Raw genomic sequence first — 12475 nt, 5'->3', positions numbered from 1 at the left:
GCGTCGTGCGGGTCGCGGACGACCCGCACGACGCCTGATCTGTGCTGATTACTTGGTGTAGCTGCCGATCACGCCGTCCTTGACCTGCAGGAGGACGGTCGACGTCTTGCCGGCCTCGATCTTCGGCTCGTGCGTGTCGTTGAAGCTGAACGCACCACCGATCGGCAGGTCGAAGGAGTCGATCGAGTCGGTCTTCTCGATGACGCTCTTGCGGTCATCGGCACCCGCCTCCAGCGCTGCGAGGAACACGAAGAACGAGTCGTACGACAGGGCGGCCGACTCACCCGGTGCCTTGCCGTTGGCAGCCGTGAAGTCCTTCACGAACTTCGCCGGCCCCGGCTCGGTCGAGTTGCCGTCGAACACGCCGTCGATGATCGTGCCCTCGGCAGCGTCCGCGCCCGCGATCTTGATCAGCTCGGGGCTGTTGGAGCCCGCCGTCACGAAGATCGGGACGTCGAAGCCCATCGCACGGGCCTGCTTGATCTGCAGCGCGGCGTCCGTGTAGGTGTTGAGCAGGACGATGGAGTCCGCACCCGCATTCCGGAGCTCGGTGAGCTGCGGGGTGAAGTCCTTCTGCTTGGCCGACGTGGTGACCGTCTTGACGACGTTGAGGCCCAGCTCCTTGGCGGTCTTGTTGAAGTTGACCTTCAGGCCATCGCCATAGTCGTCGTCCGAAGCGAGGGCGCCGACCTTCTTGAAGCCGAGCTCACCATGGGCGTACGACGCCATCTCGCTGCCCATCTTGTCGTCGGCGACGAGCGTGCGGAACAGGTTCTTGTGCAGCTTGGCCGTGATCTCCGGGTTGGAGGAGTAGCTCACGTACAGCGGGACGTTGCAGCGTTCGTAGATCGGCTCAGCGGCGAGCGTCACCGACGAGTTGCTGTGTCCGAACACGGCGAGGATCTTGGTGTCGTCACAGATCTTCTGTGCCACCGAGGCACCCTGGTTGGGATCTGCGACGTCGTCGAACTTGACGACCTTGATCTTCTTGCCCTTGAGCGGTCCCGAAGGGATGCCGCCGCTCTTGTTGAGCTCGTCGGCGGCGAACTTGACGCCGGACAGCTGGTCGTTGCCGTAGATGCCGTTGTCACCGGTCATCGGGCCGGCAACGGCGACCGTGACCGTGCCACCACTCGAGCCGCCATCACCCCCGCTGCCGCCGCCACATGCACTGAGCGTGAGCGCGAGAACCGCACCTCCGACCAGCATTGCTTTGTTGACCTTCATTCGTACTCCTCATGGTGGTTGTGGTGCTGCCGTGCTGCCCCGCTCGATGACCTTCACCGCGCGGTGTCCCCCGCCCTGCCGCCTGCCGTTCGGACCTGCCGATCCGCGACGGGCGCACCGGGACGCCTATCCATCCCCCGACTCGGCGAGCTGGTCGCCGAGTCGCTCGGCGTCGGCCGTCACGACGCCGAGGAACTGGTCGGCGAAGCTCTCGTCGTCCTTGAGCTCGGCCGACGTACCGCTGTAGAGCACCTCGCCGGTGGCAAGTGCGTACACACGATCTGCGATCTCCAGGGCCCCGAGCGCGTTCTGCTCCACCAGCAGGACGGTCATGCCGTCATCCCGCAGCTTGGAGACGAGCTCGAGCACCTGGTCCGCGAGGACCGGCGAGAGACCCATCGACGGCTCGTCGAGCATGATCATGTCAGGCTCGGCCATCAGCGCCCTCTGGATCACGAGCATCTGCTGCTCGCCTCCCGAGAGCTGGCCCGCAAGGCTGCCGGACCGCCGCGCAAGGAGGGGTGTCGCGGCGATCACGGCATCCGCCCGCTTGCCGGCGGTGTGGAAGTTCTTGGTGAACGATCCGGCGAGCAGGTTGTCTCGCATGCTGAACCGCGGAAAGACCTGACGGCCCTCAGGTACGTGCACCAGCCCGGACTGCACGATCTCGTGCGCCGGCGTCTTGGCCAGGTTGATGTCGCGGTACGTGATCGTGCCCGCGGCAGGCCGCAGCAGACCCGACAGCGTCTTGAGCAGGGTCGACTTGCCGGCACCGTTGGCGCCGACGAGGGCCACGATCTCGCCCTTGTTGACCTCGATGCTGACGTCGTGGAGGGCTGTGACCGGTCCGTAGCGAACCGTCAGGTTTTCGGCTTTGAGCAGGGACTCAGACATCGCGGAACCGCTTTCCGAGGTAGGCCTCGAGCACCTGGGGATCGGCGCTGACGGACTTGGGGTCGCCGTGGGCGATGCACAGTCCCGCGTCGAGGACCATCACCCGCGACGCGGTCGTCATGACCACGTTCATGTTGTGCTCGATCACGACGATCGAGATCTTGCGCTCCTCGTGGATGCGCTTGATCAGGTCGACCAGGACTCTCGCCTCGCGCGGGTTCATGCCGGCCGCCGGCTCGTCGAGGAGCAGGAGCCGCGGGGTCGTCGCGAGGGCCCGGGCGATCTCGACACGGCGCTGGTCGCCGTACGCGAGATCCGTCGCGATCTCGTCGCGCTTGTCGGCGATGCCGACGAACTCGAGGATCTCGGCCACCTGGGCGTCAGCCGCGTTTTCGCGGCCACCCTTGGCGGTCCACAGTGCGTCGTACCAGTGGAACGTGTTGTGCATCCCGATCATGACGTTGTCGCGCACCGTCAGCGACGGGCACAGCCGGATGTTCTGGAACGTCCGGGCGAGACCCTCGTCGCGGCTGAGCCGGCGCGACGACTTGAAGCGCGACGGCTTCCCGTCGATCTCGATCTCGCCGCCGGTCGGCTTGTAGATGCCCGACAACACGTTCAGCAGCGTCGTCTTGCCAGATCCGTTGGGGCCGATGAGCCCGACGATCTCGTGCTGTCCGACCTCGAAGTCGACGCTGTCGAGCGCGATGACGCCGCCGAAGCGGCACCCCACGTTGGTCGCCTTGAAGATGGGTTCCTCGATCGTGATGGTCATGACCTGGCCTCCGATTCGGTGGGGACGGGCGGTACGGATCTCTTGAACAGCGAGAAGGGCGACTTGTAGGCAGCCGTGGACTTCTCGCCGATGCCGAGGATCTGGACGAGGCCTCCGGGCTTCCACAGCAGGACGAGGACGATCAGGGCGCCGAAGATCATCGACCGGTAGTCCTGCAGGGCGCGGAGGTACTCGGTCGAGCCGATCACGAGCGCCGAGCCGAGCAGCGGACCGGCTGTCGTCGCCATGCCGCCGATCAGGACGATCTCGACCACGAGGATCGACTGGTCGACGTTGAAGGTCGCCGGGCCGACGAAGCCGAGCAGGAGCACCTGCAAGACTCCCGCGAGGCCCGCGATCGCGCTGCCGACGCCGAAGCTGATCACCTTCGTGAGCGGCACGTTGATGCCGTGTGCACGAGCGATGACCTCGTCCTCGCGGATCGCCAGCAGGGATCGGCCGAAGTACGAACGCCCGATCACCCGGGCGAGGAGCGTCACGACGATCGCGACGATCAGCACGAACAGGTAGACGTTCTGGATCGACGAGAGATCCCAGCCGAAGAAGTTGCCGGCGGGGATGCCCGGAAGTCCGGTGGCGCCGCCCGTCAGGTCGTTGGAGTTGTTGAGGAACAGGTAGAAGATCTGGCCGACTCCCAGGGTGATGAGCGCCAGGTAGTCGCCGCCCACCCGCCACGACGTCAGGCCGATCAGCAGTCCGAAGACCCCGGCGCCCACCGTCGCGATCAGCATCACGAGGACCAGGGGGAGTCCGGTGTCGAGCATCAGCCGGGCCGAGATGTACGCGCCCGTGCCGAAGAGCGCCGCGTGGCCGAAGCTGAGCAGTCCGGTGAATCCGAGGATCAGGTTGAGGCCCGTCGCGAAGACCGTGAACACGAGGATCGTGGCAGCGACGCGGATCGTGTAGGGCTGTACGAGGTTGGGCAGGATGAACGCCAGCACGACGAGGGCGAGCAGCACCAGCCGCTGGACCGAGTTGGGGATGAACGACAGCATCAGACACGCTCCTGCACTCGTGCGCCGAGCAGACCTGCGGGACGGACCAGCAGGATCGCGATCAGCAGGAAGAAGGCGATCGCGTCACGGTAGGAGCCTGCGGATGGCCCGACCGTAGACTCGAGCACGCCGAGGATCAGCCCACCGATCAGCGCTCCCTGGAGGTTGCCGATGCCGCCGACGATCGCGGCTGCAAATCCCTTGAGCAGGATCGGGAAGCCCATGCCGAGGTAGACGACCTCGAGGGTGTTCGCGTACAGGAGGCCACCGATGACACCCAGCGCCCCGCCCGCGGCGTAGACCATCATGATGGTCCGGTTGACCGGGATGCCCATGAGTCGCGCCGCTGTCATGTCCTGGGCCACCGTGCGGATCGCGAAGCCCGTCTTGGTGAACTTCAGGAATGCGGCGAAGAGCACCAGCGTGATGACCGCGACGACCAGCGTCACCACGGCCGCTCGGGCTATCTGCAGGCCGAAGACGTCGAAGAAGCCCGAACCGGCGAACGACGGGAACGGCAGGGTGCCGGAGCCGTACTTGAGCTCGACGATGTTGCGGATGATCAATCCCATGCCGAGGGTCGTCATCATCGGTATGAGCAGGTGCGACTTCAGCACCGGCCGTACCGCGACCTCCTCCACGATGGCTCCCAGGAGGAGGCCCGCGATGATGCCGCCGATGCAGGCGACGGCGATCGGCAGGTCGAGGCTGGTGTAGAGGGCGAACGCCACGAACGTGCCTGCCATCAGAATGTCGCCGTGGGCGAAGTTGACCAGTCCAAGGGCTCCGTAGACGATCGAGAAGCCGATGGCCACGAGGGCGTAGATGCTCCCGATCGTGAGGCCGTTGACGAGTTGCTGGAGGAATTCCACGTGGGCTCCTAGTGGTCTGCCGCGATGGAGATGCCGGGACGGTTGGGCGCCAGCTTCTCGACGTCGAGACCGCGCGCCGCCAGGTCGGCGGGGATGTCCTCGCCACGTACGAGGGCCGCTCCGACCATGGCGGAGGCCGGCGAGGTCTGGATGCCGTACCCGCCCTGGCCGACGAACCAGAAGAAGTTCGGGACCTCGGCATCGGGGCCGACCACGAAGTTGCGATCCGGCACGAAGCTGCGAAGGCCGCCCCACGACGAGCTCACGCTCTTGGCGTTGAGGGTCGTCGCCGCGTTGATCTCGTCGATCGCGCGGGCGATCTCGAGCATGTCGGCGGACACGTCGCTCGGAGGTGTCGGTGTCTCGTCGGCGGGCGAGCAGAGGAACTGCTCGCCCTCCGGCTTGACGTAGAAGCTCTGGTCGATGTCGCCGAAGATCGGCAGGTCCTTGGTCTCGGCACCCGACGGCGAGCTGACCATGAAGATCGAGCGGAGCAGCGGCATCAGGCCGACCGGCTTGGCGCCGGCCATCTCGCCGACGACGTCGCCCCACGCGCCTGCGGCGTTCACGACCGCGGTCGCGGTGTGCTCGGCGCCGTCCGCGGTCGTCACGGTCCAGCTGTCACCGCCATGGGAGAGCGCGACGACCGGTGCGCTCTTGACGATCTCGCCCTTCTGCGCCCGCATGCCCCTCGCGTAGCCCTGGTGAAGGCCGTGCACGTCGAGCTCCATGGCACCGGGTTCGTACATGCCGGCATCGACGTAGCCCGGACGCACCGGGGGAAACACCTTGGCGACGTCCTCGGGACTCAGCAGCTCGGCGTCCGGCACGAGCGGAAGCACGTCGGCGTGGAGGTCGGCGATCACCTGGCCGCGGCCGGCCTTGGCGAACTGGAGCAACGGCCTGGGCGACATCAGCGCGGCCTCGAAGTACTCGGGGGGATTTTCGAAGAACGACCGGCTACCAGTCGTCAGCGCCCGGATCTCGGGACCGCCGTAGGTCTCCAGGAACGTCGCCGCCGAGCGGCCTGTCGTGTGAAAGGCAAGCGTGGACTCCATCTCCAGCAGGCACACACTGCGGTCCTTGGAGAGCTCATAGCCGATGGAAACACCGGCGATGCCGCCGCCGATCACGATCACGTCGTAGTGGGACATCCTGCTCAACCAACCCTCTCGATTCGCTTGTGATGACCATCACAGTGGGATGGACTATTTCACCGAATCGCCAAGTTTGCAAGCAAGCGCTTAGTCAAGTTTGAGAATTTACGTGCCCGAAATCTTTCCAGACTGAACAAGCGCGCACCCAAGCAGCGACTGGTTGAGACCGATGAACGTCCGCGGGTCCCATCCGGTGAGCTGGTGCCAACGATCCAGTCGGTAGGCGACGCTGTTGGCGTGGATCTGGAGCGCCTTGGCGGCGGCCGTCACCGAGAACCCCGACGTCATGAACTGCTCGATCGTCTCGACCAGATGGGGGTTCTCCTCGATCGCCTCCCGACGCTCCACGACGAGCGGGGCGAGGCGTTCCGACTCAGCCATCAGGCTGGCTCGCCACCAGTCGTCGCCGAACGCGCGCACGCGCTGCTCACCACCGACCGATTCAAGGCAGAGCCGGGCGTCCTCGATGCTCATCTGGGCTCCACGAAGGCCCGCGCGCTCCAGCCCCACACCCGCTGTCGGTGACGTGCCGAGACCGTCGATCACCTCGACGACATCCTTGGCCGAGGGGCCCTGGGCGAGCACCATCAGGACGGCGCCCTGCTGCACCGCGAAGGACACACCGTCGAGGTACTCGAGCTCCTCGTGCAGGGTCTGTGCGACTCCAATAGGCCTCTCACCTGCAGAGATGCATGCGGCGACGTACTCTCCAGCGACATCGAAACCGAGGCTCGCGGCCACCTCCTCGGCCTCGGGACCGACCTCCTCACGACTCAGCAGGGCCATCAGGCGGTGCCGCAGCGTGAGGTCCTGGGTGTGTTGGGCTCGCGAGACCGAGGAGTGTGACGCCGCCAGCTCCGTGGAGGTCATCTGCATCGAGTCCCACAGCAGGGTTGCCAGCCCGGGGAGGAATGACCTCCCCCGGTCGGCCCTTTCGTCGATGATCTTCCACAGCTCCCGGTTGCCCACGTGCCACGCACCCATCACTGCCTCGACACTCACGCCCTGGGTGGCCCGGAGCCGCCCGAGCGCACCGGCTCGACGCAGGTCCTCATCGGTCAGCTGGCGGCCCTCACGCAACGAGTCGACGATCCTGGTGAGCTGCTCGGTCACGTGCTCCACATGGTCACCGAGCGGGACGACCGAGTACTCCACCAGGTTGGCGCGGATCTCTCGGACCACACCCTTGGCGATGCTCGGCATCTCCTCCCGGAGCTGGTCGAGGACCTCGACGATGTCCTCACGACGCTCGGCTTTTGCCATGGTTATGGCCTCCTCTAGGGCTCAATCTGTGGATTCCACACATATTGCCCTGATTCCGCCCCAAATATCGTGTCTCTGACAGGAGACATTGGGAAGTTCACGAGGTTTTATGGGTAGAACCCCGGTTCAGCGCCGTTTCGGACCCGATTTCGGAGGATTTCATGGCAATCGCCGCCCCCCAACGCCTCGACGACCGCTACACCGTCGAGGACGGCTCGATCTATCTCTCGGGCCTTCAGGCACTCGTGCGACTGCCTCTCGACCTCCGCCGGCACGACGACCGAGCCGGGCGGCGTACCGCCGCATTCATCAGTGGCTACGAGGGATCGCCGCTCGCGGGCTACGACCTGGAGCTCCAACGACGCAAGGCCCTGCTCGACGAGCACGACATCGTCTTCCGCCCCGGCCTCAACGAAGAGCTCGCTGCGAACGCGGTGCAAGGCAGCCAGCTCGCCGGCAACCAGGACTCGTTGCGGTACGACGGCGTGATCGGGATCTGGTACGGCAAGGCACCCGGTCTCGACCGGGCCTCAGACGCACTGCGCCACGCGAACCTCGGCGGCGCACACCGCACCGGTGGCGCACTGGCCCTGGTCGGCGACGACTCGGTGGCGAAGTCCTCGACCGTGCCCAGCAGCTCAGAGATCGCGATGGCCGAGCTGGGCATGCCCATCCTGTCGCCGAGTGACCCTCAGGACGTCCTCGACCTCGGCATCCACGGCATCGCGATGTCACGCTTCAGCGGTCTCTGGGTCGGCATCAAGATCGCCACCAGCGTCGCCGACGGCTCGGCGACGACCGAGGTCTCCCCCGACCGGGTCACCACGATCGAGCCCGACAACAAGGTGGGCGGCTTGGCCTACGAGCACGAGGTGTCGGCGAACTTCCTCCAGCCGACGCTGTCGGAGCTCGAGTACAGCCTCTACAACAAGCGGCTGCAGCTCGCCCGCCGCTACGCCGTGACCAACGAGCTCAACCGGATCTTCGGTGCTCGAGAGGACGCCGTCGTCGGCATCGTGACGGCTGGTGCGACCTACCTCGACGTGCGCCAGGCACTCGGCGCGATGGGCCTCACCGACGACGAGCTCGAGGCCCGGGGTATCCGTCTGCTCAAGCTCGGCATGGTCTTTCCGCTCGACCCGGACGAGATCACCGACTTTGCGGACGGACTCGACGAGATCATCGTGGTCGAGGAGAAGCGTTCCTTCATCGAGGCCGGCATCAAGGAGATCCTGTACGGCCACCCGGATGCTCCGGCCATCTCCGGCAAGACGACGCTCAACCGTCAGCCGTTGCTGCGGGCCGACGCGGACCTTGACCCCGAGCTGATCGGCCGCGCGCTCAAGCTGCGCCTGTCGGAGCACGTGTCGCTCCCGGACGTCCCGATCGCCTCGCCGGTCAAGCTCAAACGCGCGACGATCCCGCTGCCACTGCTCGCCCGTACGCCGTTCTTCTGCTCCGGCTGCCCTCACAACCGGTCGACCGAGACGCCCGACGGATCGCTTGTCGGCGCCGGCATTGGTTGCTCCGGCATGGTCGCGCTGATGCCCGAGTCACGCGTCGGCAACGTCGTCGGCCTGACCCAGATGGGCGGCGAGGGTGGGCCGTGGATCGGTATGTCACCGTTCGTCTCGACCAACCACATGGTGCAGAACATGGGCGACGGCACGTTCCACCACTCCGGCAGCCTCGCGATCCGCGCAGCCATCGCGGCCGGGACCAACATCACGTTCAAGATCCTCTACAACTCCGCCGTCGCCATGACCGGCGGGCAGCAAGCCGTGGGCGGCATGACGGTCGAGGAGATGGTCCGCGAGCTGACCGCTGAAGGTGTGTCACGGATCGTCATCACGACCGAGGAGCCTCATCGATACAAGAAGGTGCGGCTGCCACGCGGCGTGCAGGTCCGCCACCGCGACGAGCTCATGAAGACGCAGGAGGAGCTGGCCCGCGTCAGCGGCGTGACGATCCTGATCCATGACCAGGAGTGCGCGACCGAGCTCCGCCGCAAGCGCAAGCGCAAGCTCGTCGAGGAGCCCGTGCAGCGTGCGTTCATCAACCAACGGGTCTGCGAGGGCTGCGGCGACTGCGGCGCGAAGTCCAACTGCCTGTCGGTCCAGCCGGTCGGCACCGAGTACGGCCGCAAGACGCAGATCCACCAGGCTTCCTGCAACAAGGACTTCTCCTGCCTGGACGGCGACTGCCCGTCGTTCCTCACGGTCGTCCCGGCGAGCACCGCGTCGGTCAAGGCGGCGAGCACGCCGCGACCCACGGCTGCCGACCTCGACGCCTCCGCTCTCCCGGATCCGGCGCTCGTCGTGCCGAGCGACGGCTTCGGCGTGCGCATCACCGGTATCGGCGGAACCGGAGTCGTCACGGTGGCCCAGCTGGTCTCGACGGCGGCCGCCCTCGCCGGCAAGCACGTCCAGTCGCTCGACCAGACCGGGCTCGCCCAGAAGGGTGGAGCCGTCGTCTCCGACGTCAAGATCACCGACACCCCCGGCCTGCAGGCCAACAAGATCGGCAAGGGACAGGCCGACCTCTACCTTGGCTGCGACGTCCTCGTCGCGGCCAGCGAGTCCTACCTGTCCGTGGCGAGCCAGGAGCGGACCGTCGCCGTGGTGTCGACCGCCGAGGTTCCGACTGGATCGATGGTGGCGAGCACCGAGGTGCTGTTCCCCGAGCTCAGCGAGACCGTCGGACGCATCGAGCCGGTGTCCCGCGCCGAGCACAGCCGGTATGTCGATGCTCGCCAGCTCACCAAGGACCTGTTCGACGACGACCAGTACGCCAACGTCTTCCTGCTCGGTGTCGCGTTCCAGTCCGGCGCCATCCCCCTCCGGGCGGCCGACATCGAGCAGGCCATCGAGCTCAATGCCGTCGCGGTGCAGCGCAACATCCAGGCGTTCCGCCGTGGTCGTCAGCAGGTCAGCGACCAGTCGGCGCTCCTCGCCACGATCTCGTCGCTGTCGAGTGCGTCCGAGGCGCAGGCCCCCAGCGCGGCAGCAGTCGCCATCGCCTCGGCGGTCAAGGCTGCTGCGGGTTCGGAGCTGGCCGAGCTGGTCCAGCGCCGAGTGGCCGACCTGATCGGCTACCAGGACGAGCGCTACGCGCGACGCTATGCCGAGACGATCGAGAAGGTCCGTGCTGCGGAGCAGCGTGTCGCACCCGACAGCACCGAGCTCAGCCTCGCGGCGGCACAGCACCTCCACAAGCTGATGGCCTACAAGGACGAGTACGAGGTCGCCCGTCTGTCGATCGATCCCGCTCTCGCCGCGAGCCTCAAGGAGCAGTTCGGCGAGGGCTACAAGGCGTCCTACCGACTTCACCCGCCGATCCTCCGAGCCCTGGGCATGAAGAAGAAGATCACCCTCGGTGCGTGGTTCAAGCCGTTCTTCGTGGTTCTCTACTTCATGCGCCGTCTCCGCAACACCCCGTTCGACGTCTTCGGGTACGCCCGCGTCAGGCGGCTGGAGCGTTCGCTCCTCGCCGAGTACGAAGGCGTGCTCGACGAGCTGACCTCGACCCTCGAGCCCGATGGCATCGATCGGGCGGCCCAGATCGCGGCCCTTCCCGACATGGTCCGCGGCTACGAGCACATCAAGGAGCGCAACGCCGCGGCCTACCGGGAACGCCTCGCCGAGCTTCGCTCCGCACCCACTGCGCCGGCCGCGGCGCCGGTCGGCCGATGAGCGCATTGTTCGACCTGACGGGTCGCACCGCACTGGTGACCGGCGGCGGCCGTGGCGTCGGCAAGATGGCGGCGCGCGGATTGCTCGAGGCCGGCGCCACGGTCTACATCGCCTCACGCAAGGCCGACGAGTGCGAGCGCACCGCGGAGGAGCTCTCGCCGCTCGGGACGATCGTGGCGCTTCAGGCGAACCTGTCGACGTACGAGGGTTGTCAGCAGCTCGCCGCCGACGTACGCGAGCGTGTCTCAAGCCTGGACATCCTGGTCAACAACGCCGGAGCGACCTGGGGTGCGCCGATCGAAGAGTTCCCGAGCGCGGCCTGGGACCGCGTGCTCGACCTCAACGTCAAGTCACCGTTCTTCCTGGTGCAGGAGCTCCTTCCGCAGCTGCGAGCTGCCGGCAGCGCCGAGCATCCCGCGCGGGTCATCAACATCGGCTCGATCGACGGGCTCCGAGTGCCGCTGCTGCCGACCTATTCCTACTCGTCGAGCAAGGCGGCCGTCCACCACCTCAGCCGCGTCCTGGCGGTCGAGCTCGGGCCGAGCCATGTCACCGTCAACGCGATCGCGCCGGGCCCGTTCGAGTCCAAGATGATGGAAGCGACGCTCGAGGCGGAGAAGGACGCATTCGAGCGGGTTGCTCCGCTCGGTCGCATCGGCAGGCCCGACGACATCGCGGGTGCAGTCGTGTTCCTGTCGAGCGCCGCGGCGTCCTACGTGACAGGCGTGGTGCTACCCGTTGATGGCGGTATCTCGATCGCCAGCATCATCTGAGCGTCGAGTCGTCGAGGCGCCGAGCATCTTGAGGATCAGCTCGACATAGACGTCGGCGAGCTGTGACGGCGACATCGGTCCGCGCTCGTTGTACCAAGGAGCAACGTCCATCAGCCGGAGCATCGCGATCGCCGTGCCCTCGATGTGGTCGACCGAGAACACCCCGGCGTCCACTCCGAGCTGCACCTCGTTGCGCACGATCTGGCTGATCGTGCGACGAATCTTGAGGATCTTGGCCACCCGGGTCACGTCGAGCGCCCTGAAGTCGGCGTTCACGACGCGTGCGAGGACGTGCTCCTCTGCGTGCCAGAGCACCGAGGCGCGCACCATGGCGGCAACGCGCCCGATCGGGTCGTCCGCGGAGGCGACGGCTTCCTCGATGTCGGACAGGATCCGGTCATGGGCGATGACCGAGATCTCGAACAGCAGGTCGGCCTTGGTCGAGTAATAGGTGTAGATGCCGGCCGGACTGGACCCGGCCAGGGAGGCGATGTCGCGGGTGGTGGTGGCGTGGTAGCCCCGGCCGGCGAACGCGGAGACGGCCGCCATCAGGAATCGGCGGGAGCCCTTGGGCATCACGTCGTCGAAGACGCCGCGGGGAGACACCGACTCGGGGTCGCGCTGGAATGGCATCCGCTTGCTGCCGGCGTGGGCCAGATCAGCGGGGTCGGCGGACATCGTGCTCCTTGTGTCAGGGATGAGTCGGTGAGGTTACTAAGCGCTTGCTTGGATTCTACATCCAGACAGGGACGGCAGTGACCAACCACAGAAGACACCCACCACGGTAGACGTCTGTGACCCACGCC

At 66.5% G+C, this 12475-nt stretch carries 10 protein-coding genes; 2 read left to right on the top strand and 8 right to left on the bottom strand.

Annotation, left to right across the window (positions count from 1 at the left end; translation table 11 throughout):
- Positions 1–48: 48 nt before the first annotated feature.
- From ABD683_RS09950 to ABD683_RS09920, 7 genes are all read right to left on the bottom strand, one after another.
- Positions 49–1227, bottom strand: coding sequence for an ABC transporter substrate-binding protein (locus ABD683_RS09950; protein WP_344769556.1), 1179 nt, complete (start codon positions 1225–1227; stop codon positions 49–51).
- Positions 1228–1353: 126 nt separating this feature from the next.
- Entirely contained in the window at positions 1354–2121 is a 768-nt protein-coding gene (locus ABD683_RS09945) for an ABC transporter ATP-binding protein (RefSeq protein ID WP_344769555.1), read from the bottom strand.
- Entirely contained in the window at positions 2114–2896 is a 783-nt protein-coding gene (locus ABD683_RS09940; RefSeq protein ID WP_344769553.1) for an ABC transporter ATP-binding protein, read from the bottom strand. The genes ABD683_RS09945 and ABD683_RS09940 overlap by 8 nt, the downstream gene beginning before the upstream one ends.
- Positions 2893–3912, bottom strand: coding sequence for a branched-chain amino acid ABC transporter permease (locus tag ABD683_RS09935; RefSeq protein WP_344769551.1), 1020 nt, complete (start codon positions 3910–3912; stop codon positions 2893–2895). Before ABD683_RS09935 ends, ABD683_RS09940 begins: the two co-directional genes overlap by 4 nt.
- A complete protein-coding gene (locus ABD683_RS09930; RefSeq protein WP_344769549.1) occupies positions 3912–4784 on the bottom strand; it encodes a branched-chain amino acid ABC transporter permease in 873 nt (290 codons plus the stop codon). The genes ABD683_RS09935 and ABD683_RS09930 overlap by 1 nt, the downstream gene beginning before the upstream one ends.
- Before the next feature lie 8 nt (positions 4785–4792).
- Positions 4793–5938, bottom strand: a complete 1146-nt coding sequence (locus ABD683_RS09925) for an NAD(P)/FAD-dependent oxidoreductase (RefSeq protein WP_344769547.1) — start codon at positions 5936–5938, stop codon at positions 4793–4795.
- Positions 5939–6046: 108 nt separating this feature from the next.
- Positions 6047–7204, bottom strand: coding sequence for a PucR family transcriptional regulator (locus ABD683_RS09920; RefSeq protein WP_344769545.1), 1158 nt, complete (start codon positions 7202–7204; stop codon positions 6047–6049).
- Positions 7205–7350: 146 nt separating this feature from the next.
- Between ABD683_RS09920 and ABD683_RS09915 the strand changes: the two genes are divergently transcribed.
- Positions 7351–10896, top strand: coding sequence for an indolepyruvate ferredoxin oxidoreductase family protein (locus ABD683_RS09915; RefSeq protein WP_344771586.1), 3546 nt, complete (start codon positions 7351–7353; stop codon positions 10894–10896).
- Entirely contained in the window at positions 10893–11669 is a 777-nt protein-coding gene (locus tag ABD683_RS09910; protein ID WP_344769543.1) for a glucose 1-dehydrogenase, read from the top strand. The genes ABD683_RS09915 and ABD683_RS09910 overlap by 4 nt, the downstream gene beginning before the upstream one ends.
- Here the strand turns inward: ABD683_RS09910 and ABD683_RS09905 are convergent.
- On the bottom strand, positions 11628–12347 hold the full coding sequence (locus ABD683_RS09905) for a TetR/AcrR family transcriptional regulator (RefSeq protein ID WP_344769542.1): 720 nt from the start codon (positions 12345–12347) through the stop codon (positions 11628–11630). The two genes, ABD683_RS09910 and ABD683_RS09905, sit on opposite strands and share 42 nt — an antisense overlap.
- Between the last annotated feature and the right edge of the window lie 128 nt (positions 12348–12475).

This window comes from Aeromicrobium panaciterrae (assembly GCF_039537165.1).
GTDB classification, from domain to species: domain Bacteria; phylum Actinomycetota; class Actinomycetes; order Propionibacteriales; family Nocardioidaceae; genus Aeromicrobium; species Aeromicrobium panaciterrae.
This window is presented reverse-complemented; position numbering and strand designations above follow the sequence as displayed.

Coding starts and splice junctions, on each gene's coding strand:
- ABD683_RS09945 (WP_344769555.1), bottom strand. CDS start 2,121: ATGTCTGAGTCCCTGCTCAAAGCCGAAAACCTGACGGTTCGCTACGGA.
- ABD683_RS09940 (WP_344769553.1), bottom strand. CDS start 2,896: ATGACCATCACGATCGAGGAACCCATCTTCAAGGCGACCAACGTGGGG.
- ABD683_RS09925 (WP_344769547.1), bottom strand. CDS start 5,938: ATGTCCCACTACGACGTGATCGTGATCGGCGGCGGCATCGCCGGTGTT.
- ABD683_RS09920 (WP_344769545.1), bottom strand. CDS start 7,204: ATGGCAAAAGCCGAGCGTCGTGAGGACATCGTCGAGGTCCTCGACCAG.
- ABD683_RS09905 (WP_344769542.1), bottom strand. CDS start 12,347: ATGTCCGCCGACCCCGCTGATCTGGCCCACGCCGGCAGCAAGCGGATG.
- ABD683_RS09935 (WP_344769551.1), bottom strand. CDS start 3,912: ATGCTGTCGTTCATCCCCAACTCGGTCCAGCGGCTGGTGCTGCTCGCC.
- ABD683_RS09910 (WP_344769543.1), top strand. CDS start 10,893: ATGAGCGCATTGTTCGACCTGACGGGTCGCACCGCACTGGTGACCGGC.
- ABD683_RS09950 (WP_344769556.1), bottom strand. CDS start 1,227: ATGAAGGTCAACAAAGCAATGCTGGTCGGAGGTGCGGTTCTCGCGCTC.